Genomic DNA, 26,573 nt, shown 5'->3' with positions numbered 1-26,573 from the left:
GGGCCCGACCGCCAGGGGTCACCCGACCGGCCGGCCGACCGGGAGCAGGTAGGCGAGAACCTCGTCGACCCCGTCGAGGAGGAGCAGTTCGTGGGCGATGTCGTCGTAGAACCCACCGACCATGCCCAGTCCGAGTCCCGTCGCCGCCGCCGTGAGGGCCAGGTTCTGGGCCAGGTGACCGGCCTCGAGCAAGCCGAAGCGCAGCGCCCGGAGGCCGTAGGCGGCCCGCAGCACGGGCAGGTCGACGTAGACCCCGAGCAGCGCCGGCAGCGCCGACAGATCGAACCGTTCCTGGCTGGCCGGGGTGTCCGCCGGCTGCGTCGCCGGTCCGGCCCTGAACCACATCGACGCGGTGGCCAGCTCGGCGTCGGTGGGCAGCGGGCCGGCGGGCAGCAGGAGCCGGGACTCGGCGTCCACGTCGTACTGGTGGGCCGGGACGCCGGCCACGTCCCGGGCCAGCACGCGTAGCCGGACCGCGTACCTGGCGCCGGCGCTCGGGTAGGGTCGGCGGACCCCGGGCCTGCCGGCACGATCACTCGCCCCGCTGGCGGTCCACAGCAGAGTGGCCAGGTGCGCGGCGTCCATCGGGCCGCAGAGCGTGCCACGTCCGCTGGCCCGCGCGGTGAGCGCGTCGCCGAGCGCGGCCGTCACGGGCGCGGCGGGGGGAAGGGCCAGGGGCGGACCGGACCGTCGCCGGTCGCCGTGCCGCGTCCGGTCCGACGTCCGCGGCCGCTGCCACTCGATCCGGCCAGGGGCGTAGCTGCTGGCCGCCAGGTACCGCCGGTCGGGGCTGGCGGTGCCGTCGTCGAAGAAGTCGGTGGGGCCGTTCGGCGCCAGCAGTGCGGCGGCGAGGAAGTGGTAGAGGGAGCGCTCCTCGTCGGGCAGGATGCCCAACCTGTTGAGCAGCATGTGCAGTTGGGACGCCCACACCCCGGCCCACTGGTCGCCGCCGCCGGCAGAGCTCTCCAGCTGGGCGCGGGCGGCGCGCACCTGGGCGGCCCACCGGTCGCGGATCCGGGAGCCGTCCGCCGCGGAGGCGGTGATCTCGTGCCAGCGCCGTACCACCGAGCGGGCCTGCGTGGTGGCCGCGGCGAGCGCCGGCCCCTGCACCTTGCCCGGGGTCAGCGTGGTGCTCTCCGGGTGCCACCGCCAGGCGGTCGCGCTGCGGCGCAGCCATCGGGCCGCGGCGAGCATGTCCAGGTCGAGGGCGATCAGGGTGGCGAGGACCAGGTCGGTGGCCGCCACCATCCGCTGGCCCGGTCCGGGGGTACGCGCGACCACCTCGGCGGCGATCCGGCTGGAGGTGCCGAACACCGTCTCCGCCACCGGAAGCGCGGCCGGGCCGCCATACCGCTCGGTCTCCGGCTCGTAGTCGACCTGCCGGGCCTGTGCGTGCCCCGGCCACCCCGGACGGCTGGCGGTGCTGAGGTCGAGCAGCGGATGGCCGGCGGCCCGGGCCGCGGCCACCAACTGCTCCTGCCACCGGCGGTGCTCGTGCGCCTCGGCGCCCCGGGCCCGCACCCTCAGGTGTGGGCCGTCGTCGAAGTAGCGGATGAAGAACCAGTCGGCGATCGTCCCGTCCCGACGCAGTCCCTCCATGAGCGGTGTGAGTGTGCCGGTGATGAAGTCATCGACGTGTTCCGCACTCCAGTGCAGATAGCAGTGCAGGCTGTGAAAGGAGCCCCGCCCAGGGTGGACGGGGGCGGCGGTCACGGGCATGGGAACTCCTCCGGACAGGTCAGAAGCCGGCGCGGCAGGACGTGGATCCCGGCGTCGACGGGGCTGGCGTGCACGACCGGCCGCAGCCGCAGGGCGGGCGCGGTGGCACCGGCGGCGGGCACGGACACCACGGCCGTCACGGGGTCGCCTCCGACGCGCGCAGGTGCCCGCGCATCGCGTCCTGCCAGGTCACTCCGGTGAGCCGCTGAACGGCCTCGCTGAACAGGTAGGCGGCGAGGTAGCGCTCGGAGGGGGTGATGTCGCAGATCGCCAGGAGCAGGTACAGCACGTTGGTGCCGAACCGGTACGGGCCGAAGTCGTCGCGGACCGCCGCCTTGGACAGGAAGTCCATCCGGTTGAGCCCACGGTGGTAGGGGCTGAACTCGGTCCGCACGGTGACATCCCACTGCCGCTCGGTGGCGGGGTCGCCCAGGGCGCGGGCCCGGCGGGCGTACTGGTCGCCGGGTACCACTGGTATGTCACCTCGGTCATGGGCCGCCCGGGTGATCCGCCACGCGACCTGCTCCCAGCTCCGCCAGGCTTCGGCAACCGGGGTGTGGCCGGGCCGGTCCGGCGCCACCAGTCGCCCGACCTCCTCGACGATCCGGTCGCTCTGCCGCTGCCAGGTCGCGTGGAAGCCGGCCCGGATCCGCCCGTCGGTATCCCGCAGGTGCAGAAAGTCCTCCAGGTGGGACAGGAAGGAGTTGTAGCCGGCGCCGTAGCCGGCCGGGTACGCGGCCGCGTGCACGGCCATGGCGGTGAGGGCGAGCCGGACCCGCCGGGCGGAGGTGTTGCCGTGAGCCACCAGGTCGGCGGCGGTGGTGGCGACCGGGTCGAGGCCGGCGCGCAGCAGTTCCGCGCGGCAGGCCACGGCGGCGTCGGATCCGAGCAGCTCACGGACGTGCCCGTCGGCCGGCGGGCCGACCAGGACGGTGTTGTCGGCCATGATCGGCTCATAGGGGCCGGGCACCAGTTCGGCCCGGCCCGCCGCGACACAGCGGCGCAGCAGCTCGGCGTCGTCGACGTCGCCCCGGGAGGGGTGGGTGGCCAGGTACGCGCGCAGCGTGGCGGCGAGATCGTCGGCGGCCACGCGTACGGTGGGCTCTGGTCCGGTCACCCGGATCCGCAGGTGCGGCCCGTGCAGCCAGTGCCGTTCGACGTGCAGCCGCAGCTGCGGACCACTCAGCCTGGCGACGGCGGGAAGGACCGCGTGGTACAGCAGCGGGACCTTCTCCGGCTCGTGGTAGTAGCAGACGACGTCGGCGGCGGCCGTCGACCGGTGGTCACCCATCGGTGCCCGCACGGTACAGCTCGATCACGACCTCCGTCGCCGGCTGCCCGGGACGGGGGGCGGGCAGTGCCTCCTCCAGGACGACACCGTCCGGGTAGCGGGCCAGGGTCCGGGACAGGCAACGCAGGTGCAGCGGGCTCGCGAGGTCGACGTACTGGGAACGGGGCTGTTCCAGGTAGGACATGAACCCCGTCAACCCCTCCGCGCCCTCGATGGCGGCGGCGCTGACGAAGACGTGCTCGGGCAGGCCGAGCAGGTGTCGCCAACGCACGGCGGTACGCCCCACCTCAGCGGGCCGGGCGTCCAGCTCGGCCCGCCAGGCGGCGACGATGTCCGCGGAGAGCCGCCAGTCCGCCCGGGAGAGGACCACCTCCCGGTACCGCAGCCGGGGCCGGCACCAGACCGGGCCGACCGGGGTGCGGCGGACCTGTCGGGCCGCCATGGCCCCGCCCAGTCCGACCGATCCCGTGCCCACGTCGGTGAGCATGCTGGTCAGGCGCTCCGGCAGCATCAGCGGCACCAGGAACCCGAGATAGATCACGTCCAACGGTTCACCGGTGGCGGTGACCACCAGGCGGACCTGATCGGTGGCGACGTCGTGGACCAGGTGCAGGTCGTCCGGAACCAGGGTTCCGTGGCGGCGGTCGTCGGCGATCTCGTCGCCGACGAGCAGCGGATGCAGGTTGCCATTGAACCCGTTGACTGGGCGGAGCTGGGCCACCCGGGCGCCGAGGTGGCGCCGGAGCTGGGCGGCGACGGCCGTCTCGGCCTCCGGGGGGAGCTGCCGCAGGAAGCGGCTGGTGAACCGGCCCCAGCCGCCGTACACGTGGTTGACACAGAACGACGCGCCGTCGTGGCAGGACTGTCCGAAGACCGCGTACGAGCCGGGTCGGCTGGTGAGCCAACGGGGCAGCCTGGGGGCGACGGCGTCGGGCAGCCCGTCGGGGACGGTCAGGTTCCCGTCGTCGTCGGTCGTGACCGCGGCCACCACATCGGCCCGGAGCCGGGCCAGTTCGCGCAGCTCGTCACCGGGGGCGAGGTCGAGCGTCGGGTCCAAGGCGCCGTCGACGCCGACCAGGCGCGTCGCCTGCCAGATCGCACCGTACTCCTCGGCGAACTCCGTCGGCGACCCGCAGCGGCCGCCCACGCCGTAGCGGGCGACGAAGCGGTCCCGGGCCAGGCGGCGGACCACCGCGTGCTGGTCGAAGAATTCGAAGAGCGGGGTCAGCGCGGCGAGGGTGCCCCGGTGGTCCCGGCCGTGGGCCCGGCCCAGGCCCACGGGGCGGACCAGGGTCACGTCCTCGGTGACGGGTTGCGGACGACCCGTGCGGTCCGCGCCGAGCAGGGCGAAGGCCGCGTCCCAGCGGGAGCGTAGCCCGGCCAGGGCCGCCGGCCGTTCGGTCGCGTCGAGACCGGCGAACGCGGTGGTCCTGGCATCGATCTCCCGCAGCAACACGGCCACGTCGGCCAGGCCGATCCCGGCCAGCCAGTCGGCGACCGCGGCGAGGCCGTCGACGGCCTGCGGGTCCACCGGGTACGCGGGGCGGAGCACGCCCTGTTCGACGAGCGCGTGCAGGTACGCCCGAGCCGCTGCGGACGCCTGCGACGCCGGACGGGGCAGCCGGGTGGCCAGTTCCGCCGCGAGCTGGTGCGGCGTCGCCACCCCGCCGGGCTCCAGCAGACCCATCAGGTGCCGCAGCGCCCGGGTCAGCGGCAGCGTCAGCGCCTCCTCCCGTTGCACCCCGGATGGCGCGTCGGGGGCCTGTGTCTGCCGACGCAGCCGGATCGCCGCCCCGTCCACCCACAGGCCGGGCGCCAGCGTGTGGGGCAGATCGCCGCGACGGTCGGGGTGCCGGAGCACAGCGTGGACGAGGGCGGACAGAGTGGCCCGGTCGGCGTTGGCGACCGCCACCACCTCCGGGGAGCCGGTCGCGTCCGGCACCGGCCCGTCCCAGCGGCCCCAACCCACCCGGGTGAACCAGGACAGCGGCACGGTCCTGGTGGCCGCCCGCATCGCGTACCGGAGCACGGTGGCCTCCGACTTGCGGGCCCGGTCGTCGGGTGCCGGGCCCTGCTCGGCCGCCCGGTGCAGCGCCCGCAGCAGGTCCGCGCTGGTCAGCGCGACGGCCCGGGACAGCTCCTCGGCGCGGCACAGCTCGGCCAGGGCAACCCGGTCGGCGGCGAGCGCCGGCGCGAGCAGGGCGTCGAGTTCCGCGGTGTGCCGGTCGATGTCGTCGCGGAGGCCGAGCCAGGACGCCAGGCCGGGCAGGTGGTCGGTCCAGCCGGCCAGCCGGGTGCGCGACGCCACCGACGGGCTGCGCCCGTTGTGCACGTCGCGGCGCAGGGCCAGCAGCGCCCGACGCTGGTCGGAACCGGCCCGGACGACCTGCTCGTGCAGCACGTCGGCGAGCGCCGCGGCGATTCGCTCGGCGCGTGCGGTCAGCTCGAGCAGGCGGGCGGCGACGCCCCGGAACTCCTCGCTCACGGCCGACGGTTCCGGGAGGGTGACACCGGCGATCCGCACCATCGCGTACGGCGCCACGGTGACCTCGGGCGCTCGGGTGACGGGCCCGACCCGGCGTACGCCCAGCGCCGGCGTCTCGCCGACCGTGGTGCCGATCATCCTCTCTCCTCTCCCCCGTGACCGCTTCCTGGTGGAGGTCGGTGACGCGTGTCTGCCGACACTCGCAGCCGTGTCCGTGAGAGGCGTCCGCACAACTACCGGTCCGGTTACGTACTCGGTGGCAGGCGCCGGCTGCGTAGCCGGTTGCGTACTTCTCCGGATGGTGCCGGGCGGCGGGAGGGATGTGTGCGGGGCGTTGCACCGCCGATCACCCCGACCGCTGGCGGAGTCGACCCGTTGGCTCACCGGACGGCCCCGACCCCGGCTCGATGAGCGCGAAACGCGTCAGGACCACATCGACGCGGTCTCCATCGACGCTTTCTACCCCAGCGCCAGATCGACGGCAATCCTTCCTCCGCCGGGAAACTACACCTGGACCGATCAACTCGAGATCTGGCCGGATCGAAGAGTGCGGTGGGCTGTTGACTATGAAGCGTCCGCCTTGTGTACTCGACATCCCCAAAGAGGATCTTCCCCCTAAGGATCCGTAATGCCAGATAAACGGCCTTTTCTGATCACACTGGGGTTGCGGTTCCGCACCCACAGCCAGCGGCCGTCCCGCGACACCGTCCGATGACGCCCACCCCGGCCGACCGGCTCGTACCAGCTCGACCGAAGTCCGGTCGGATGACCGGTCACCCGCTGCCCCGGACGGAGTTCGCCGCACTCCGTCGTCAGCTCGACGACCTGCACGCGGGAACCGGCGCAGCCGTCGCCCTCGCCGGAGAACCGGGAATCGGCAAGACCACGTTGATCTCCGCCCTCGCGGCGCAGGGCAGGGCGCGCACCCTCACGGTGGTCGCCGCCACCGGTCGGACGGGCACCGGTCCGCCCGTCGTGGTGGGAGCGGACCCGACCCTTGTCCTGCTCGACGACGCGCACCTGCTCGACACGGCCCACCGGGACCAGATGCAGCAGCTGATCGAACTGACCACCACGGCGCCGGTGCTGCTGGTCCTCGCCTACCGGGACCGGCAACTGTCCCGTGGGGCGGCGGCGGTGCTGTCCCGGGCGGCCGCACGCGGCCAGCTCACCCAGCACCGACTAGGTCCACTGGACCTCGGCCAGACCCGCGAGCTGCTCGGTGACCGGCCGGACCTGACCCGACTGCACGCCGAGGGTGACGGCAACCCGCTCTACCTGCAACTGCTGGCTGCCGCAGACACGGAGGCCATGACCGACGCACACCTCATCCTGCTCGGCGAGCTGGCCGAACTCGCCGACCGCGAACTGCGGGTCGCCCAGGCGGCCGCCGTGCTGCGTACCCCCGGTCCGGCGGACCTGCTCGCCGCGGTGGCCGGACTGGACGTCACGGAGACACTGTCCGCCCTGGACACCCTCACCGACCTGGACCTGATGCGCCCGGTGCAGCTGCTGCCGCGCTTCGCGTTCCGGCACGACGTCGTCCGTCGGTTCGTCTACGCGCAGATCGGCCCCAGCCAACGCCTCGCCGCCCACCGGCGCGTGGAGGCCGAGTTGCTGGCTCGCGGCGCTCCGGTCACCCAGCGCGCCCATCACATCGCCCGGGCCCTCGACACGGGCCGTCCTGAGCAGTTGCCCGTTCTGATCGACGCGGCGCGGAGCACCATGCACGACGCACCGGCCGATGCGCTGGAGTGGTTGGAGGCCGCGCTGCAACTGCTGCCCGAGGGCGACGACCGCTGGTACGAGGCGCAGGTGCTGGCCCTGCGGGCCCAGTTGCTGCGCGGCGGTCGATGCGACGTGCAGCAACTGGTGCACACCCTCCTGCCCCGGGTGATCCGCTTGCCTGGCCGGGACTTCTCCTCGACCATGGCGGTCGCCGTCCGGGTACGCCGGATCCAGGGCCGGCACGCCGAGGCGTCGGCCCTGATCCGGGAGGGGCTGGCCGCGCTGCACGGCACCCATCCCTCCACTCCCTCGACGGCCGTGGCCATGCACACGGAACTGGCGGCGCTCGCCCTCGACCGGCTCGATCAGGAAGCCGCCCGCCTGAACGCCCGCGAGGCCGCCACCATCGCCCGGCAGCACGGAGACCGGCTCGGGGAGGCGGCCGCCGTCGCCCAGACGGCGATGGCGCACCTGCTCGCCGCGGACAGCGACGCCGCGGACCGGGCCGCCGACATCGCGGCCGATCTGGTGGACACCACGCCCGACAGCAGCGTCGTCACCAACCTGCCGGCCCTCTACCTGGTCGGCTCGACGGAGGAAGCCCTGCACCGGTTCACCGAGGCGCATCGGCACCTGTCCCGGGGTGCCGAGGAGGCCCGCCGAACCGGACAATGGTTCATCCTTCCCGCCATCCTGACCTCGCTTGGGGCGGTGGAGTTACAGCGTGGACTACTCGACCGGGCCGGCCGCACCCTGGAGGAAGCTGCGGAACTGCTCGAACCGGAAGGCGCGTCGACGGCCTGGGCCGCGGTCGCCGCGCTTCTCGCGCTCGTACGGTACTGGCGGGACTTCGACCGAGAGGCCGCCGCGGTGATCGCCCTGGGTGATCAGGCCCTCGCCCTGATCCGGGACCAGGGGCCGGCCGAGGGTGCGATCGTGCGCTGCCTCCTCGCGGACCTGCTGATCAAGGTGGCGGAGCCGGAACGCGGGCGTCGGCTGATGCTCGACGCTCTCGGCGGCCCGGAGATGCCACGGATCGCCCCGCCGAACCGGTCCCGGTGGTACGAGGCGCTGTCCATGGCCGCGCTGCGGATGGGTGACAAGCGTGACGCGAGCCGGTGGGTCGACCTGGCCCAGGCCTCGGTACGCAACCTCTCCGTCAGCCGTCAGGGATTCCTGATGCGCGCCCGCATGCGGCTGTACTCCGCACGCGGGGAAACCGGCCCGGCGCTGGCCGCCGCTGAGCAGGCGGTCGAATGCTTCGCCGGTCGGGGACTGGACCTGGACCTGTGCCGGACGATGGCGGCGGCGGGAACCGTACTGGTCGACGCCGGCCGCACCGACGATGCCCGCGCCTGGCTCGGACGGGCCGCCGCGCTCGCCGAACAGTGTGGTTCGGCCCGTCTGGTCGAACGGGTTCGCCGGCAGCAGAGCCGCCTGGTCCCGGACGCGTCAACGACGGGTGGCGACCCGCTGGCCGTGCTGACCGAGCGTGAACGGCAGATCGCCGAGCTGGTGAGCCGCGGTATGACCAGTGTGGAGGTCGCACACGGGCTCTTCCTGAGCGTCCGTACGGTCGACACCCACCTGGGCCGGATCTACCGCAAGCTCGGCGTGTCGAACCGGGCGAGCCTGGCCCGGACGGTGCTCCGGTCGCACACGACGACGCCGGCCGGGGAACCCCGGTGAGGTGAGCGGAACGTCGTCGCCGCATCGGCGATCGAGGACCCGCGACCCGTCGTTTGTAGGTCACTGTTATCGCTAACGCAGTGGGTCGTTGAAGCATCCGGAAACACATCGCCGTCGGCGCGACCTCAGCCACCCGGGCGTGGCAGCGAAGCGGGCGATCCGACACGCCCTCCGCACCGGCCCCGCAGAGGCCACCGGCAGCGATGCGCTCAGGTGCTTCACCGTCGCCACGGGGCCGGGTGCGGCGCCTCAGCGCACTACCAGGTCTTGCGCGAGCCCGAGGCCGACGCTATGTTATCGATAACATCGAAGTTTACCCATTGCCTTGCCGCTGACGGATCGGCGGAGTGCCGCCGGCCCGACCGTGCTCGTGGGGACCGCACACGATGCGCTCCCACGGCAGACGAGACGCCTGGCACGCGCTTCGCCCAGTGCAGCCGGCGCGGCCACCCCGCCATCGGCCTCGCCGTCGCACCAGGGGCACACCGCCGGATGCCGCCGCGAGGAGCCGGGGCAGGCGGCAGGACGCCACCTTCCGGATCTGTTCGTGAGGATCCCGCTGCCGCGCGAGCCCACCGCCCCGCCACCACCAACGGAGGCCGACATGCCCGCCCCCTTCGTCAACCGTCGTACCCTGCTGAAGGCAGCCGGCGGAGCCGCTGCCGCGAGCGCCGCCGGCCCCGCCCTCGCCGGTGCCGCCAGTGCCGCCCTGCCCCCGGCCCGCGCCGACATCGGTGTCTCCGCCCACGCGTTCGAGCCGGGCCAGGTCAGGCTGACCGGGAGCCGTTGGCAGGACAACCAGAACCGCACCCTCAACTATCTACGCTTCGTGGATGTCAACCGGTTGCTCTACAACTTCCGCGCCAACCACCGGCTCTCCACCGCCGGTGCCACGCCCAACGGGGGGTGGGACGCGCCGACGTTCCCCTTCCGCACCCACATGCAGGGGCACCTCCTGACCGCATGGGCCCAGGCCTGGGCGGTCCTCGGGGACACCACCTGCCGGGACAGGGCCAACCAGATGGTGGCCGAGCTGGCGAAGTGCCAGGCGAACAACGGCGCCGCCGGCTTCAACGCCGGCTACCTGTCCGGCTTCCCCGAGTCGGACTTCACCGCGCTCGAGGCACGGACGCTGAGCAACGGCAACGTGCCGTACTACTGCATCCACAAGACGCTCGCCGGGCTGCTCGACGTCTGGCGCCTCATCGGCAACACCGAGGCCCGCGACGTGTTGCTGGCGCTCGCCGGATGGGTCGACTGGCGCACCGGCCGGCTCACCGCCAGCCAGATGCAAGCCATGCTGGGCACCGAGTTCGGCGGCATGAACGCCGTCCTGACCGACCTGTACCAGCAGACCGGCACCGCCCGTTGGCTCACCGCCGCCCAGCGCTTCGACCACAACGCCGTGTTCAATCCGCTCGCCGCCAATTCCGACCAGCTCAACGGGTTGCACGCGAACACGCAGGTACCCAAGTGGATCGGCGCCGTCCGCGAGTACAAGGCCACCGGCACCACCCGGTACCGGGACATCGCCAGCAACGCTTGGAACATCACCGTCAACGCGCACACCTACGTGATAGGCGGGAACAGCCAGGCCGAACACTTCCGGGCACCGGACGCCATCGCCGGGTACCTGCGCGCGGACACCTGCGAGGCCTGCAACACGTACAACATGCTCAAGCTGACCCGGGAGCTGTGGCTGCTCGACCCGGACCGGGCGGCCTACTTCGACTTCTACGAGCGTGCGCTGCTCAACCACATGATCGGCCAACAGAACCCGGCCGACAGCCACGGGCACGTCACCTACTTCACCCCGCTCAACCCGGGCGGCCGTCGCGGCGTCGGCCCGGCGTGGGGTGGCGGCACCTGGAGCACCGACCACAACTCGTTCTGGTGCTGTCAGGGCACCGGCGTGGAGACCAACACCACGCTGATGGACTCGATCTACTTCCACAACGACACCACACTGACCGTGAACCTGTTCATGCCATCGGTCCTCATCTGGACACAGCGGGCGATCACGGTCACCCAGACCACGTCGTACCCGGTCGGCGACACCACCACCCTGACCGTCACCGGGTCGGTCGGCGGTTCGTGGACGATGCGGATCCGGATCCCGGGCTGGACGAGCGGAGCCACCGTCAGTGTCAACGGCACGCCGCAGAACGTCACCGCGACGCCGGGCAGCTACGCCAACCTCACCCGATCCTGGGCCTCCGGCGACACGGTCACGGTCCGACTGCCGATGCGCGTCATGATGGTTGCCGCCAACGACAACGCGGCGGTCCAAGCGGTCACCTACGGACCGGTGGTGCTCTCCGGAAACTACGGCAACACCGCCCTGAGCGACCTGCCCTCGCTGACCACCGGCTCGATCACCCGCACCAGCAGCAGCGCGCTGGCCTTCACCGCAGTCGCCAACGGCGTCACCGTCAACCTCGGGCCGTTCTACGACGCCCACGGACACAACTACACGGTGTACTGGCGAGCTGGCGGGACGGCCGACGGCACCGTCGCGAGCTTCCGGCTGGCCAACACGGCCAGTGGTCTCGTGCTCGGCATCCGCGACATGTCCACGGCCGACGGCGGGCTCGCCCTCCAGTGGGGTGACAGCGGCACGGCGGACCACGACTGGCAGCTGCTGGTCGACGGCTCGGCGATCCGACTCCGCAACGTCAACAGCGGCAAGGTCCTCGGGGTGGAGAACATGTCCACCGCCGACAACGCGCGGATCCTCCAGTGGGCCGACAACGGCACGGCCGACCACACCTGGTCGGTCGTCGACGTGGGCGACGGTACGCACAAGCTGCGCAACACGCACACCGGCAAGCTCCTCGCCATCATCGACGGCTCCGTCAGCCAGGGTGCCCAGGCGGTGCAGGACCAGGACAACGGCACGCTGGACAACCAGTGGCGCTTCCTGCCCAACGGCGCCCGCCGGATCCAGAACCTCGCCAGTGGGCTCGTCCTCGGCGTGCAGAACATGTCGACCGCCGACGGCGGCCTCGTCATCCAGTGGGGCGACAACGGCACCGCCGACCATCTGTGGACCGCGATCGTCGACACCGCCGGGTACCTGCGCCTACGAAACTCGCACAGCGGCAAGGTGCTCGCCGTGGAGGGTGGTTCCGCCGCGGCCGGCGCCCGGATCGTGCAGTGGGCCGACAACGGCGCAACCGACCACCGGTGGCGGCTGCGCTACGGCGGTAACGCCTACTTCCGCATCCAGTGCGCCGACGGCGGCCGGGTCCTCGGCGTCAGCGGCGGCTCCGGCAGCCAGGGCGCGCAGGTCGTGCTCGGCAATGACAGCGGGTCGGCCGACCAGCGCTGGCGGTTCATCTAGAAGCGGTGGGGAACGGGCCATCCGCGCGCGTCCCGCCAGAGACGCGCGCGGATGGCCCGTTCCAGGGGTACGCGGGGGTCGCGACGTGGACAGGCGCCGATCGCGATCGCGAAATCCGCCCGCGTGCTCGACGTACGGCGTGGCGACGGACGTACGTCACAGCCTCGCGCCGCGGCTGCTGTTGGAGGGCCTGGACCTCGCGGTGGAACTGCTGCGCGACGACACGTTGCTGGAGGTTGCCGGTGCCCATGGTCAGGCCGTTGGCCATGACCACGCGGGTGGCCCCGTCGTCCCGCTTGACGCCTGTCCAGGCCGAGGTGTCGCGCGGCATCGCCAAGCCGGCCGGGTCGCCGTCGCGCATGGCGGAGTAGTCCAGCTCGATGGTGCCCGTCGAGGTCGGACCCTGGATCCGGTGGGTCGGCGTGTTGCGCGCGGTAGAGGTGGTCCCCAGGTCCGGTCCGCGGCGCGTCGTGATCGTTGACAGGTCGGTGCGCCCCTGCCCAGGAGGCGCAGCCCGGACGACCCGCGAGGGGAATGATCTTCGGTCTGGCGGGCCGAGCCGGCCAGCGATCCGACCCATCGACTGTGAGCGATAACACGCCCTTAGTCAAGGCATAACCTCGGGCAGAGCCGCCGCTTCCCGGGGCGCCCGGCCCCGCACCCCGATCCGGCACTCGCGATCACAGTGATGGTGATCTGCGGAGAAGCCGCCTCAGCCCGTCATCGCGGGACGATCCACCAGGGACATCGCCTGTCACCAATTTACATAGATTGATGTGAGCGATAACATCTCTGCAATTGTCCCGTCATCCCAGAATGGCAGCGCGGCTGGAGCCGCCGGGCTGGCGACAGCGGAGCGACCGACGCGACCAGGGCACCGTCGCCTCGGCTTCGCGCGTGGCCGGGCGGCCCCTCACACAGCAACCTGCCGCGAGTACGGACGGGCACCACCGTCCCCGCCGTACCGATCAGTCACGGCACCGGCTACCGACCGCCGACGCCGGAGCTCCCAAGGAGGAACAACGTGTACAGACGCAGGAGATGGATGACCGCTGTCCTGGGCGTCCTGGCGGTGGCGGCCGCGACCGCCTTCGCCGGCGGTGTCGTCGCGCCGCAGCCGGCGCATGCGCTGAACAACGGAGTCGCCCGCACCCCGCCGATGGGCTGGAACACCTGGAACACCTTCGGCTGCTCCATCAACGAAACGCTCATCCGTCAGATGGCCGACTCGATCGTGACCAACGGCCTGCGGGACCTCGGGTACAAGTACGTCGTCGTCGACGACTGCTGGTTCAACCCCAACCGGGACGCGCAGGGCAACCTGCAGGCCCACCCCGAGCGGTTCCCGAGCGGGATGAAGGCGCTCGGGGACTACCTGCACGCGCGGGGCCTGCTGTTCGGCCTCTACCAGGCGCCGCTGGAGCAGACCTGCGCCCAGTACTTCGACGCCTTCCCCGGCTCCACCGGCAGCCTCGGCCACGAGTACCAGGACGCCCGGCAGTTCGCCGCCTGGGGCGTCGACTACCTGAAGTACGACTGGTGTTCGCCGACCGGGACGATGAACGACCAGGTGGCGCGGTTCGGCATCATGCGCGACGCGCTGGCCGCCACCGGCCGACCCATCGTCTACAGCATCAACCCGAACAGCATCCACGAGAAGACCGGGCCGCAGCGCAACTGGAGCGACGTGGCGAACCTCTGGCGCACCACCGAGGACATCACCAACGCGTGGAACACCGGCCAGACCAACGGCTACCCGATGGGCATCCAGAACATCGTCGACGTCAACGTGCCGCTGGCCGGCTACGCCGCACCGGGCGGGTTCAACGACCCGGACATGCTGGAGGTCGGCAACGGCGGCATGACCGACACGGAGATGCGCAGCCACTTCGCGCTCTGGTCGATCATGGCGGCGCCGCTCATGATGGGCAACGACCTGCGCTCGGCGAACGCGGCGACATTGGCGATCCTGAAGAACCAGAACCTGGTCGCCATCAACCAGGACCCGCTCGGACGCCAGGCGGTCCAGGTGTCCAACGACGGCACCCGGCGGATCCTGGCAAAGCGGCTGGCCGACGGTGACGTCGCGGTCGCCCTGTTCAACCAGGGCAGCTCCACCACGACGATCGCCACCACCGCGGCGGCGATCGGCAAGACCGGCAGCTCGTTCACCCTGCGCGACGCGTGGACCAACACCACCTCCACCACCACCGGGAGCATCTCCGCGAGCGTCCCGGCACACGGCACCGTGGTGTTCCGGGTCAGCGGCGGCGGCACCACCGACCCGCCGCCCCCGACCACGTTCCGGCTGCGCAGCGAGTCGGCAGGGCGCTGCCTCGACGTCGACAACGCCAACACCGCCAACGGCACCGGCACCCTGATCTGGGACTGCCACGGCAACGCCAACCAGCAGATCAGCCAGGACGGCCAGACGCTGCGGATCCTCGGCAAGTGCCTGGACGTCCCGACCAGCGCGGCCAACGGCACCCGGGCGCAGATCTGGGACTGCAACGGCGGCACCAACCAGCAGTGGACGTTGAACAGCAACGGCACGGTCAGCAACGTCCGCTTCCCGTCGCTCTGCCTCGACGTCAACAACGGCGGCACGGCCAACGGCACGGCGGTGATTCTCTGGTCCTGCCACGGCAACGCCAACCAGCGGTGGAGCCGGGTATGACCTCCGGCCGCTGACCTGAGGCCGGCCGGGTGGACGGCACGTCCCACCCGGCCGGCCTCACCGACCAGTGGAAACAGCTCGACAATCTGGGGGTACATCGTGCAACCACGAGTTCCGCGCCGGGCCCGTCGGAGATTCCGGCGCGTGGTCGCCGCAATCGCGAGCCTCGCCTGCGCAGTCGCTGTGCTGCCGGGTACGGCGCGCGCCGACAATCCGCTCGTGCAGAACATCTACACCGCTGACCCTGCGCCGATGGTGCACAACGGCCGGGTGTACGTCTACACCGGGCATGACGAGGACGGCTCCACCTACTTCACGATGCGCGAGTGGCGGGTGTACTCGTCCGCCGACATGGTCAACTGGACGGATCATGGCGTACCGATGAGCCTGGCGACCTTCGCCTGGGCGGACGCCAACGCCTGGGCCGGCCAGGTCGTCGCCCGCAACGGGAAGTTCTACTGGTACGTGCCCGTACGCCAGCGCTCGAACGGGCAGATGGTCATCGGGGTCGGGGTGGCGGACAGCCCCACCGGTCCCTTCCGGGACGCGCTCGGTCGACCACTCGTCGGCAACGGCGAGATCGACCCGCACGCCTTCGTCGACGACGACGGCCAGGCGTACCTGTACTGGGGCAACCCGAACCTGTGGTACGTGCGGCTCAACCCCGACATGATCTCGTTCTCGGGCGGGGCGACCCAGATCCCGCTCAGCACCGCCGGGTACGGCACCCGCACCGGCAACCCCAGCCGGCCGACCCTCTACGAGGAGGGCCCCTGGGTCTACAAGCGGAACGGGCTCTACTACAACGTCTTCGCGGCGGAGTGCTGCTCCGAGTTCATCGCCTACTCGACCGCGCCCGGCCCCACGGGACCCTGGACGTACCGCGGGACCATCATGCCCCGACAGGGCAGCAGCTTCACCAACCACGCCGGTGTCATCGACTTCAACGGCGGGTCGTACTTCTTCTACCACAACGGCGCACTGCCCGGCGGCGGCGGCTACACCCGCTCCGTCGCGGTGGAGCGGTTCACCTACAACACCGACGGCACCTTTCCCACGATCGACATGACCACCGCGGGCCCTCCTCAGGTCGGCACGCTCAACCCGTACACCCGGCAGGAGGCCGAGACGATCGCCTGGGGGTCCGGCATCGAGACCGAAGCGTCCAGCGAGGGCGGCATGAACGTCGGCTGGATCGACAACGGCGACACCATCAAGGTCAAGGGGGTCGCCTTCGGCGCCGGTGCCACGTCCTTCACCGCCCGGGTCGCCTCCGGCACGAGCGGAGGTCGCATCGAGGTGCGGCTGGACAGTGCGAGCGGCCCGCTCGTCGGCACCTGCACCGTGGGTGGCACCGGCGGCTGGCAGAACTGGACGAACACCACGTGCGGCGTGAGCGGAGCCACCGGTACGCACGACCTCCACCTGCGCTTCGCCGGCGGCAGCGGCAACCTGTTCAACGTGAACTGGTGGCAGTTTGGCGGCGGCGCCTCGCCGTCGTACCGGATCACCAACCGCAACAGTGGGCAGGTCGTCGACGTCCAGCAGCCCAACCTCGACAACCTCGCCGTGATCGGTCAGTGGACCGGCAACGGCTCGACCTGGCAACAGTGGCGCTTCCTCGACGCCGGCAACGGGGCGGTGCGGCTGCAGAGCGTCAACAGCGGCAAGTGCGTCGACGTCCTGAACGCCTCGGTGGCCGACGGCGCCGGGATCGTCCAGTACACCTGCCACGAGGGCCTGAACCAGGTGTTCACCTGGCGATCGACCGGCAGCGGCTACCACGAACTGGTGAACGTCAACAGCAACAAGTGTCTGGGCGTGATCGGCGGCTCCACCGCTCTCGGCGCCGCGCTCGAGCAACGTACGTGCACCTCGGCGACCGGCATGCAGTGGTCGCGCGCCTGAGCGGACCGACGGTGGGCTGGGTGGTGGCGGTCCCCCGTCACCACCCAGCGCTGACCGGCCGCGACGTTTCGGAAGTCAGCTTCGCAGCTGCCACTGCTGGTTGGTGCCACCGTCGCACGACCAGAGGATGAGCTTCGTGCCGTTCGCCGTCGCGGCGCCGTTGGCGTCCAGGCAGAGACCCGACTGCACACCTGTGATCGTGCCGTTGGCGTTGAATTCCACTGCTGGTTGGCCTGGCCGTTGCAGTCCACGGAGGCGTACACGGAGCCGCCGACGCACGGCGCGCCGACGGCCGCCGCGCTCGCGACGCGGCCCAGGAGGTACGCCACCGACCCGGGGTCAGCCGGTGCCGGCCCCCGCATCGCGGGAGCCGGCGCCGCCTGACCCGTCCGCGTCACGAGAACTGCGCGAAGAACCTCCAGATCTCACCCTTGGTCCAGGTGGTGACGCCACTCTCGGCGTACGTCCCGTCCACCGGCCCGGGCAGGTGACCGTTGTCGAACGCGGCCCACTGGACCGGGTAGCCGGCCCTGCAACCGGAGTAGGCGGTCGTGACGTGCGTACGGCTGCCCGGCCCCGGCTCGGGCGGGTTCTGGGCGGCGCAACTGTTGTTCCGGACGAACGTGTCGCGCAACGAACGTCCCTGCGAGATGTTCAGGACGTTGTCCGAGATGCCGTGCAGCCCGAAGTACGCGATGGGCTGCGTACCACCGCTACACCCGCTGATCTGGGCGCCGGAGATGACCGCGACCGCCCGGAAGACAGTGGCCCGCGCGCAGGCGAGCGCATAGCTCATGCCGCCGCCCCAACTGAAGCCGAGGGCGAACCGCTGCCTCGGGTTGACGCAGAGGTCACTCTCGATCCGTTTGATCATGTCGTCGACGAAGGTGACGTCCTCACCGCCGGCGTTGCCCCAGCCGTTGCCGATCCCCTGGGGCGCGACCAGGATCGCGCTGTTGTTCGACTGCTCCTGCTGCCCGTAGTAGGACCATGCCGTCCCACTGGTGCCGCCCGAGGAGATCTCCTGCATGGTGCCGCCGCGCCAGTGGAACGCGAAGATCAGCCGGTAGGGGTTGTTGCTGTTGTAGTTGGCGGGCACCCGCAGGATGAAGGAGCGGCTCTTGCCGTTGCTCTGAATCGTGTGCGTGCCGCTGGACAGCGTCGGGGCCCTACCGCACCCGGTGCCTCCCGGCGGCGGATCGTCGCTGCCCGCGCGGACAAGCTGCCACTGCTGGTTGGCGCCGTTCCAGTCGGAGTACTGCACGATGTTCCCACCGTCGGCGGTGGAGGCGCCCTGCACCTCCACGGCCTTGCCGCTGTGCCGGCTGATCAGCCGGACGTGACCGCCGTCCGAGTCCGCGAGCCGAAACTGCTGGTTCGTCGCGTTGGTGTCGGACCACTGCACGATCGCTCCGCCGTCGGCGGTCGACCAGTTGTGCACATCGAGGACCTTGCCGGAATGCCGGGACTTCAGCCGGTAGTAGCCGCCACCTGAGTCCAGGAACTGCCACTGCTGGTTCGCCCCGCCGTTCCGCGTCCACTGGCTGATCCGCGCACCGTCGTTGGTGGCCGAGGCGTAGAGGTCCAGCGCCTTGCCGCTGTTCCTGTTCACCAGGACGTACCAGGCGCTGGTGTCCACGGTCGCCGCGGCCGCGGGGGCCGCGTCCACGGCCACCAACGTGCCGGCCGCGATGACCGCCGCAGCCGCTGCGGCCAGGCCTGACCGCCAGCGACGTCTCGATGGAAGGGCGGGACGAGCCGCACCGATGGCACTCATGGTCCACTCCTCTGGTCGGGGTCACCCGTGAGCGGAACGCACGCGGATGGCCTGGTGTGCGTGCCGACGTCCGGCGTCAGCACGGTGTTCGTCGTACGGGCGCGATGCGGCCACCGGCGCACGTCCCTGGCCGGTTGCCCGCGTTCGGTGGCGCGAACGGATGCCGTCCGCGCCACCGAACGGAAGACCAGCTAACCGATGCGGATCAGTTGCCATTGCTGGTTGTTGCCGCCCCAGTCGGTGTACTGGACGACGTTCGCCCCGTCGCTGGTGGACGCGCCCTGCACCTCCACGGCCTTGCCGCTGTTGCGGTTGATCACACGCACGTAACCTCCGGCCGATTCGGCGAGCCGGAACTGCTGGTTCGTGCCGTTGCCGTCGCTCCACTGCACGATCGCCGCGGCGTCGGAGGTGGAGAAGTTGTAGACGTCCAACACCTTGCCGGAGTGCCGGGACTTCAACCGGTAGTAGCCACCACCCGAGTCCACGAACTGCCACTGCTGCTGGTTGCCGTTGTTCCGCGCCCACTGCGTGATCCGTGCACCGTCATTGGTCGCGAGGTTGTACACGTCCAACGCCTTGCCACTGTTCCGGTTCACCAGCACATACCAGGCGCTGGTGTCCACCGGAAGGCCCGGTGGCGGCGTGGAGGGCGGGTTGCCACCTTCGTTGAGGGCGTTGAGAACGGCGGTGTACGCCGGCTTCTTGTTGCCCGATCGATCGAAGAGCAGGGCGTCGTCGGTGCCGCGCCAGGAGTCGCTGTCCCGCACACCCCACACGGTGATGCCGTTGCAGCGCGAGACGGCCAGACAGGCGCGCGTGACCGCGGCGTAGATGTTGGCCTGGTTGGAGCCCTTCATGACGTCGAGCTCGGTGATCTGCACGTCGACTCCGAGGTCGGCGAAGCGCTGCAGATTGGCCTGGTAGTCACCCGGGAGCGAGGTGCCCAGGTGGGACTGGAAACCGACGCAGTCGATCGGCACGCCCCGGGCCTTGAAGTCCCGCACCATGTTGTAGACACCGGTCGACTTCGCGTTGACGCCGTCGGTGTTGTAGTCGTTGTAGCACAACTTCGCACCGGGATCGGCCGCCCTGGCGGCGCGGAACGCCGCCTCGATCCAGTCGTTGCCCGTGCGCTGCAGGTTGGAGTCACGCCGTCCGCCGCCGCCACCGTCGGCGAACGCCTCGTTGACCACGTCCCAGGAGTGGATCTGGCCTCGGAAGTGGGTGGCCACCTGGGTGACATGGTTGATCGCGGCGTTGCGCAACGCGCTACCGGAGAGGCTCTGCGCCCAACCCGGTTGCTGCGCGTGCCAGAGCAGGGCGTGACCCCGCACGCTCATGCCGTTGGCCCGGGCGTGACTGACGAGACGATCGCCGCCGGTGTAGCTGAACCGGCCCTGTTGGGGCTCGGTGGCGTCCCACTTCATCTCGTTCTCGGCGACGACGCTGTTGAACTCGCGGTTGAGGATGCCGACGTACTGGCTGTCGGAGAGCTTGCCCGTCGCGACGGCCGCGCCGAAGTAGCGACCCTTCTCGGCGGCGGACGCTTTCAGGGTGGTCCCGGCACTGGCCGTGGAGTCCAGCGTCGCCGTCATACCTGCGGTCAGCGCCACGGCGAGGGCCATCGCCGACAGCAGGGTTCTCTTGGATGTCATGGCGTTCCTATCCAGTCATCAATACCGGTGGTGGTGATGTGCCAGTTGGCTCGGGAAGCCGGTCCGGAACGGCGGGCGCGGCTCGCGGACGGTCAGTGAGGTGGACGGCACCGACACCGGCAGTCCGGTCGCTGTCGCCAGCGGATGTCCTGAGGCGACGTCCGCATGCCCTGGGGGGACGTCATGATCGCGAGATCGACCAGCGAGGGCTCGCCCGGTGAGCCACGGCCGCACTCAGCCTCGACATCGAGAGTGAGCGATAACATCGCCTTCGTCAAGACGTAGCGAATCATCAATCTCCAAGCCCCAAGACGCACCCATCCCTGAGGGCGAACAAGCCATACGGCCACCGCTGCCTCACGAAACACTCGGCGAGCCGGATCGGATCGCTCCTGCGGATGCGATCGGCTGCGGTCCTGTTATCGCTCACAGCTGCTCGGGCAGGGCGCGCGGGGAGCAAGCTACGGCTGTCGATCAAAGGGCCTTCGACACCGCCACGTTCACGGCGGCCGACGCCACGCACAAGTTGCGGTTCAACCGCATCGAGGACCCGCCGAGGCTCGCCGACCGGACCGCCGTAACCTCGACGACCGTTCCGTGCTGCCAGGTGCGGGTGGCCGTGATCGGAGGAGATGATCCCAGGGCGGCCGCCTGGCGAGAGTGGCGGCCGAGCACCCGCCGGCCGGCCGACCGCGGGCCCACCGGTAGGGTGTTCGACGGTCCGGATCGACGGCGGTGAGGGCGTGGCGAACAACGGTGGGCGGGACGAGTCGGGCCGGTCCTCGCGACCGAGGGTTGCTGTGGATGAAGATCGCCGACCCGGATCTGCCCCTGCCGCCCATCACGGACCGCACCGACGTCCGCGTCCTGCTCCCCGCTGATCCGCGGTTCACCGTCCTGGCGGACAAGCTCGCCGCCGAGGGTGCCGAGGTGCGGCGAGTCCCGCACCTCGTCGAGGACGAGGCCATCCGCCGCCTCCCAGACGATCCGTCTGAGCGGTCGCTCCAGTCGATCACCTACCCGTGTGCGCTGCTGCGTGGCCCCACCCGACGGCCGAGCCGGGCGAGCGGCGCCGCCGCAGTAGCCGCGCGGGACGCCTTCGCGCTGATGTGGCAGGCGTACGACGGCGCACCATCACCGGATGCCGGCCCAGTCGCCACCAACGGCCTGCTGCCGCCCACCCTGTCCCCTTTCTTCCCGTACCCGACATTCAACCCGGCCCAGGCACAGGTGCTTCCTGCCATCCTCGACGGCGACGAGAACCTGCTCGTCGTCGCACCCACGGGAGCGGGCAAAACGGTGATGGGCATGGCCGCCGCGCTCAAGAGCGTGCTCCTGCGGCGCCGGAAGGCGGTCTGGCTGGTACCCCAACGCTCGCTCACCGATGAGCTCAACCACGACCTGGAGGCCTGGAAGGCAAAGGGGGTGCGGGTCGAGCGCCTCTCCGGCGAGTACGCCGTCGACGCGGACCGGATGCGGGAGGCCGATCTGTGGTTGGCGACCACTGAGAAGTTCGAGGCCGTCTCGCGCAGCTCGGCCCTGCGGGAGGCGCTGGCGGAGGTCGACTGCTTGATCGTCGACGAGATCCATCTGCTCGGCGATCCCGCTCGTGGTCCCACGCTGGAGGCAATGCTGGCCCGGATGCGCGACGCCCAGCCGCCGATCCGGGTGGTCGGGTTGTCGGCCACGGTCGGCAACGCGGCGGAGATCGCGGTCTGGCTGCGGGCCCGGCTGCTGCACTTGACGTGGCGGTCCAGCCGGCTGACCTGGCAGTTGCCCGCGGTCGCGGCGCACGCCGACTGGAACGTGACGGAAGCCGCCCGAAGCCGGCTGGCGACCGTGATAAGCCGCCTCGTGACCGACGACGGCGGCAGCGTGCTGGTGTTCTGTGGCAGCAAACGCAACGTACGCCGGACCGCGCTGCTGCTCGCGGCCAGCCGGGGCGTGGACACCACCCGGGTCAGGCCGGACGATGCCGCGCAGGTGCACATGGTGTGCGGCCAGGCCGGCGTGGGCCTGCACTACAAGGATTGGCCGTACCGGCGGGACGCCGAGGCGGCCTTCCGCGCCCGGCAGTTCGACGTCCTCGTCGCCACGCCGACCGTGGCCGCCGGGGTCAACCTGCCCGCGCGCGCTGTCGTCGTCCGCGACACCCAGGTCGGGCTGGACGGCTTGGACGTGGCCACCGTCCAGCAGATGTTCGGCCGCGCCGGACGGGTCGGCGCGGGTGAGGACCAAGGTTGGGCGTTCCTCATCGTCGACGACGGCGAACGGCCGGCCTGGCAGGCACGGCTGACCGAGGGATACGTGGTGCGGTCACAGATCCAGTCCAGCCTGCCCGACCATGTCCTCGGTGAGGTGGTACGGGAGGAGGTGACCTCGCGGACAGCGGCTGACCGCTGGTGGGTCCGGACGCTGGCCCACCAGCAGGGCCGTCGCAGCCTCGGTCCGTTGCGGCAGGCCATCCAGTTCCTCGCCGACGCGGGCATGGTCGCTGACACACCGGCAGACGCCGGGAGTGACCTCGAGGAAACGCTCCTGGCCCCGACCGACCTCGGCCAGCTCACCGCACGGCTCATGGTCCCGGCCACGGTATGCGACCACTTGCGCCGGACGTTGAACGACCTACCGGTACCCGCCAGCGCCGCCGAGGCCGAGCGCGCGCTCATCCGTACTGTCGCGACGCTGGTACCCAAGCTCGCGCAGGTCGCCGTGCCCGAGGATGCCAGGAACGCGGTCGCCGGCATCATCAACTCCGGCGTCGGGCCGACCGGCCCGCCGACGGAGCCCGCGGCGGCAGCGACCGACCTGCCCGAGCCTCGGCGCGGCGACCTGGCCCAGGCTGCCCTGCTCGCGGTAGCGAACGCGCCGGAGCTGTTCGGCGAGAGCGTCACCACTGTCGCGGGCATGCCGTACGCCGCGATCTATCCCATCCTCGAGGACGCTCCCCGGTACCTGCACTGGCTCGCGAGCCAGGGCCTGCTCGGCACGGTCCACCCGTGGGTCGCGGTGGTCGCCGGAGACCTCGGCCGCCGGGTCAGGTGGCGGCGCTGCCGGCCGCCACGCGGAGCGGGCAGGCTCCTGTGGATCTGCGAGCTGATGGCCACGCCCGTGCATCTGGCCGACGCGGTGCCTGAGCTTTGGCACGCGGCCGTCGGCAACGGCCACACTGCGCCGGACTGGCCGCCCGGCAGGCCGCCTCGCGCCTGCCGGTTGCCGGAGAGCGCCTACCGGCAGCTGCTGTACGAGCGGGCCACTGGATGCGCGATCGCGGTCTCCGGCCGGGACGTCGTCGCGACCGGTCCTTCCGGCGCGGTGGTGACGGTCTGGGCCGGCCGCACCCACCGCGCGGAGCCGATCCGCCGGGGCACGGCGGGCACTACCTTCCCGCCCGGGGACGGAGACCTGGGCGTCGTCGTGTTCACCTGGCGGGGCGACCATCGCGCGACGGGGTGGCTCGGGGAGTACCGGGACATAGGGGTGGGCTCCGTCGAGTAGGTCCATTTAGGGCCTGTGTCGAAGTCGGTAACAGCCACTCGTTGATGGCGGCGAGGTGGATTGTGGCTTCGTAGCGGACGGCGAGCTTGTCGAATCGGGTGGCCACGGCTCGGTTGCGCTTGAGCCGGTTGATGCCGCACTCCACGGCGTGGCGCTGCTGGTAGATGTGCGGCGCCCGGCGGTCAGCACGATGGCGAGGGGTTTCTGGCCCTGCTCGCAGCCCAGGTGCAGCTTCGTGGTCAACCCGCCACGGGACCGGCCCAGCGCATGGCCGTCCGGCTCGGCACTGACACCGCCCGGGTGGTTCGGCCGCGCTGGAAACCCGCGTTGAAAGCCTTCGCCATCACCTTCAGCGACCGCTTCCCCGCCGCTGAAACTACTAACCAAGATCGCCGGAAACACCCCCAGAGGTCCTAACTTGATGATGTTCGGCGTAACCGACTGGACGTGAGGGTCGTTTCGTCTGAACGTGAGGAGGGGTGAGCAACCGCCGTGGATGGTCTCGGACGAGTTGTGGGCCGAGATCGCGCCGCTGCTGCCACCCCGCCCCCGAGGCGGAGTCGGTATCCGGGGCGTAAGCCGCTGGATGACCGGAAGGTGCTCTGCGGGATTCTGCTAGTGCTCTACACCGCGATCCCATGGGAGTACCTACCCCAAGAGCTTGGGTTCGGCTCGGGGATGACCTGCTGGCGCAGGTTACGGGACTGGAACAACGCCGGGGTGTGGCAACGGCTGCACGAGGTGCTCCTGGCCCGGCTGCGGGGCGCGGGCCAGTTGGACCTGTCGAGGGCGGTGATCGACGGCTCCCACATCCGGGCGCTCAAGGGCGGCCCAAAACCGGTCCGAGCCCGGTCGACCGCCGCAAGCCTGGCTCGAAACACCACGTCATCCCCGACGTCGGCGGCATCCCCCTCGCGGTCACGCTGACCGGCGGGAACAGGCACGACTCCATCCAGACCACCGCCACCAGATCCGCGCCCGCGGCGTCACCCCGTCATCGCCCGACGCGGCACGCCCCACGGCTCCGGCCTCGGCACCCAACGATGGATCGTGGAACGCACCATCGCCTGGCTGCACTGGCTCCGCCGCCTCCGCATCCGCTGGGAGATCAGCGACGACATGCACGAAGCCTTCCTCAGCCTCGCCTGCGCCCTCATCTGCTGGCGCCAACTCCAACGCACCCAAAGTTAGGAGTTCTTGGCGAGACAGGCCCCCCACCGGCGGAGGCCGACAAATCGCGGAAAGGACCCCGAGGTCAGTCACTCGCTGGGTCAAACCCCGGCGGGAGGTGCTCACCAACATCATCTCTGTCACCTGCGGATCCTCGACCCACAAGGCGACCTTCCGGGTCAACTTCGAACGGGTTGGTGGTCCCCCACCCGAGTCAGGATTCGGTGGCTCAGCAAAGCTGAGCCCATTGAGCTCGCTTAGAATTGATTGAGCTCGGGAGGGCCACATCTACTTCGACCCCCGGTAGTCTACGAACGCTGGGCGCTTCTCGGGCGAGTGGGAGAGCCAGTCATTGACCGCCAACGCGCTCACCGAAGCGTATTGGTCGGTTATTTGTACATGATTTCCTGGCACATCTGCCAACGTGACTGTGGTGGCGTAGCTCCAGGTGAACATCCAGTCGTTATTGTCTGCCGGTCCGCTGATCCGTTCGGATGCACGGACCTGGAGCGTCGGTATCTCGATTTGCTCCGCAGGCCACCACTGGAAGGAGAGGTAATGGACCATCGCGAAGACCCAGCTGTCATCGCCGTCATCGCCAGTCCGCCTGAGTCCCTCAAAAATCTGCTTTCGCCACAGCGGCCCGTCCTCCGATACGGTTTGAAGGTCCGCCTGCGAGGGCGCATCGAGCAGAATGACGCCAGCTGGCGCCACGCCCATCTGCGCCAGCTTGGCAGCAACCCGGTGGGCGATCAGCCCACCGCTGGAGTGGCCGCCCAGTGCGAATTCTTCGCCGTTCGCGTTGTCTCGGATGATTGTCTCGACGTACGCGAGAGTCATCGCCTCGATGTTCTCCGGCAGTTTCTCACCGGCATGGAAGCCGGGCGGGTGCAACACCGACACGTCACGGGTGCCTTGGAAGGCCAACGCCAGCCGCGCATATTGGAAATTGGCCGGGGCTACGTATGGGGTGAAGAGGTACAACTTGGGCTTGCCGTCGCCGGTGGCGACCCGTGTGGGAGGCCGGACCGCCTCGTCGGCCGTGTCCACACCGAACGTCTGGCGGAGCTTCGCCAATCGCCCGATCACGTCGAAGAACTCGTCGTGTCTGCCGTCGACCTCGGCCTGCATGTACATCTCCGCGAGGTTCGACACTCGAACGGCTCCCGAGCCGGCCGATTCGGCTCCGGTACTGCGGTCGCTGCCGGCACTCACGGCGGAGGCCAGCTTGTTCACCAGATGATCGGTCAAGGCTCCGGTGCTGGGATGGTCGAAGACCAGCGTGGCCGGCAACGACAGGCCGGTCGCGGTGGCCAGTCGGTTACGTAGTTCCACCGCGGTCAGCGAGTCGAAGCCGAGTTCGCGGAATGCGCTGTCCGGATCAATCGTCGCTGGGTCGGGATGGCCGAGTACGACGGCGGCCTGTGTCCGTACCAGTTCCAGGATTGTCCGCTGGCGTTCCTCGACTCCCATAGTGGCCAGCCTGGTGGTCAGGTCCACTGGCGTGTCGGTTGTGGTCGCCGTCCGGCGGGCGGAGCCGCCGGCCAACGTCCGCCACAGCGGCGGCACGCCATCGGCGCCGGCTCGACGTAGCGCGGCCAGGTCCACCCGGATCGGCACGAGTTGCGGC

General features: G+C 70.6%; 12 protein-coding genes and 4 pseudogenes. 6 read left to right on the top strand and 10 right to left on the bottom strand.

Features of this window, described 5'->3' with window-relative positions; translation table 11 throughout:
* Window positions 1–18: 18 nt before the first annotated feature.
* The 4 genes from AB0883_RS28610 to AB0883_RS28595 are packed head-to-tail and all read right to left on the bottom strand — an operon-like array spanning window position 19 to window position 5,633.
* Window positions 19–1,719, bottom strand: coding sequence for a thiopeptide-type bacteriocin biosynthesis protein (locus AB0883_RS28610; protein ID WP_366644402.1), 1,701 nt, complete (start codon window positions 1,717–1,719; stop codon window positions 19–21).
* The gene (locus AB0883_RS28605; RefSeq protein WP_366644401.1) at window positions 1,710–1,859 is read right to left on the bottom strand and encodes a hypothetical protein; all 150 of its coding nucleotides are present in this window, start codon (window positions 1,857–1,859) and stop codon (window positions 1,710–1,712) included. The genes AB0883_RS28610 and AB0883_RS28605 overlap by 10 nt, the downstream gene beginning before the upstream one ends.
* The gene (locus tag AB0883_RS28600) at window positions 1,856–3,010 is read right to left on the bottom strand and encodes a hypothetical protein (protein ID WP_366644400.1); all 1,155 of its coding nucleotides are present in this window, start codon (window positions 3,008–3,010) and stop codon (window positions 1,856–1,858) included. Before AB0883_RS28600 ends, AB0883_RS28605 begins: the two co-directional genes overlap by 4 nt.
* Complete coding sequence (locus AB0883_RS28595; RefSeq protein ID WP_366644399.1) at window positions 3,003–5,633, bottom strand: lantibiotic dehydratase; 2,631 nt, start codon at window positions 5,631–5,633, stop codon at window positions 3,003–3,005. Before AB0883_RS28595 ends, AB0883_RS28600 begins: the two co-directional genes overlap by 8 nt.
* A gap of 627 nt (window positions 5,634–6,260) precedes the next feature.
* Here AB0883_RS28595 and AB0883_RS28590 point away from each other — a divergent pair.
* Both AB0883_RS28590 and AB0883_RS28585 read left to right on the top strand, forming a co-directional pair.
* Window positions 6,261–8,912: a LuxR C-terminal-related transcriptional regulator gene (locus AB0883_RS28590; protein WP_366644398.1), complete on the top strand. Its 2,652-nt coding sequence runs from the start codon at window positions 6,261–6,263 to the stop codon at window positions 8,910–8,912.
* A gap of 604 nt (window positions 8,913–9,516) precedes the next feature.
* Complete coding sequence (locus tag AB0883_RS28585; protein WP_366644397.1) at window positions 9,517–12,255, top strand: beta-L-arabinofuranosidase domain-containing protein; 2,739 nt, start codon at window positions 9,517–9,519, stop codon at window positions 12,253–12,255.
* Window positions 12,256–12,496: 241 nt separating this feature from the next.
* Here the strand turns inward: AB0883_RS28585 and AB0883_RS28580 are convergent.
* Window positions 12,497–12,688, bottom strand: a pseudogene (locus AB0883_RS28580) (xylosidase); the annotation flags it as partial.
* A gap of 612 nt (window positions 12,689–13,300) precedes the next feature.
* Between AB0883_RS28580 and AB0883_RS28575 the strand changes: the two are divergent.
* A complete protein-coding gene (locus tag AB0883_RS28575; RefSeq protein WP_366644396.1) occupies window positions 13,301–14,932 on the top strand; it encodes a ricin-type beta-trefoil lectin domain protein in 1,632 nt (543 codons plus the stop codon).
* A gap of 219 nt (window positions 14,933–15,151) precedes the next feature.
* A complete protein-coding gene (locus AB0883_RS28570; RefSeq protein WP_366644395.1) occupies window positions 15,152–16,840 on the top strand; it encodes a family 43 glycosylhydrolase in 1,689 nt (562 codons plus the stop codon).
* 75 nt (window positions 16,841–16,915) lie between these two features.
* On the opposite strand, the pseudogene AB0883_RS28565 reads toward AB0883_RS28570, so the two are convergent.
* The 3 genes and pseudogenes from AB0883_RS28565 to AB0883_RS28555 form a co-directional block, all read right to left on the bottom strand.
* Window positions 16,916–17,088 (bottom strand): annotated as a pseudogene (locus AB0883_RS28565) (ricin-type beta-trefoil lectin domain protein); the annotation flags it as partial.
* Window positions 17,089–17,234: 146 nt separating this feature from the next.
* Entirely contained in the window at window positions 17,235–18,617 is a 1,383-nt protein-coding gene (locus tag AB0883_RS28560; RefSeq protein ID WP_366644394.1) for an RICIN domain-containing protein, read from the bottom strand.
* Window positions 18,618–18,808: 191 nt separating this feature from the next.
* Window positions 18,809–20,245 carry an endo-1,4-beta-xylanase gene (locus AB0883_RS28555; RefSeq protein ID WP_366644479.1) on the bottom strand — a complete coding sequence of 479 codons (1,437 nt, stop codon included), beginning with the start codon at window positions 20,243–20,245 and terminating at the stop codon, window positions 18,809–18,811.
* Window positions 20,246–21,079: 834 nt separating this feature from the next.
* On the opposite strand from AB0883_RS28555, the gene AB0883_RS28550 reads away from it, so the two are divergent.
* Window positions 21,080–23,773, top strand: coding sequence for a DEAD/DEAH box helicase (locus AB0883_RS28550; RefSeq protein ID WP_366644393.1), 2,694 nt, complete (start codon window positions 21,080–21,082; stop codon window positions 23,771–23,773).
* Window positions 23,774–23,804: 31 nt separating this feature from the next.
* On the opposite strand, the pseudogene AB0883_RS28545 reads toward AB0883_RS28550, so the two are convergent.
* Window positions 23,805–24,073, bottom strand: a pseudogene (locus AB0883_RS28545) (hypothetical protein); the annotation flags it as partial.
* 196 nt (window positions 24,074–24,269) lie between these two features.
* Between AB0883_RS28545 and AB0883_RS28540 the strand changes: the two are divergent.
* Window positions 24,270–24,964: pseudogene (locus AB0883_RS28540) on the top strand (IS5 family transposase).
* Between the two features lie 267 nt (window positions 24,965–25,231).
* Here AB0883_RS28540 and AB0883_RS28535 read toward each other — a convergent pair.
* Window positions 25,232–26,573: thioesterase domain-containing protein (locus tag AB0883_RS28535; protein WP_366644392.1), on the bottom strand; the 1,342-nt coding region annotated here is incomplete at its 5' end.

This window comes from Micromonospora sp. NPDC047812, from assembly GCF_040704175.1.
Classification (GTDB): domain Bacteria; phylum Actinomycetota; class Actinomycetes; order Mycobacteriales; family Micromonosporaceae; genus Micromonospora.
The sequence above is the reverse complement of the archived record's forward strand: the minus strand, read 5'-3'. Positions and strand labels throughout refer to the sequence as shown.

Bases quoted from the DNA above. Each gene is read 5' to 3' on its own strand.
- AB0883_RS28610 (WP_366644402.1), bottom strand. From the start codon at position 1,719: ATGCCCGTGACCGCCGCCCCCGTCCACCCTGGGCGGGGCTCCTTTCAC.
- AB0883_RS28600 (WP_366644400.1), bottom strand. From the start codon at position 3,010: ATGGGTGACCACCGGTCGACGGCCGCCGCCGACGTCGTCTGCTACTAC.
- AB0883_RS28595 (WP_366644399.1), bottom strand. From the start codon at position 5,633: ATGATCGGCACCACGGTCGGCGAGACGCCGGCGCTGGGCGTACGCCGG.
- AB0883_RS28590 (WP_366644398.1), top strand. From the start codon at position 6,261: ATGACCGGTCACCCGCTGCCCCGGACGGAGTTCGCCGCACTCCGTCGT.
- AB0883_RS28585 (WP_366644397.1), top strand. From the start codon at position 9,517: ATGCCCGCCCCCTTCGTCAACCGTCGTACCCTGCTGAAGGCAGCCGGC.
- AB0883_RS28575 (WP_366644396.1), top strand. From the start codon at position 13,301: ATGACCGCTGTCCTGGGCGTCCTGGCGGTGGCGGCCGCGACCGCCTTC.
- AB0883_RS28560 (WP_366644394.1), bottom strand. From the start codon at position 18,617: ATGAGTGCCATCGGTGCGGCTCGTCCCGCCCTTCCATCGAGACGTCGC.
- AB0883_RS28555 (WP_366644479.1), bottom strand. From the start codon at position 20,245: ATGGCCCTCGCCGTGGCGCTGACCGCAGGTATGACGGCGACGCTGGAC.
- AB0883_RS28550 (WP_366644393.1), top strand. From the start codon at position 21,080: ATGAAGATCGCCGACCCGGATCTGCCCCTGCCGCCCATCACGGACCGC.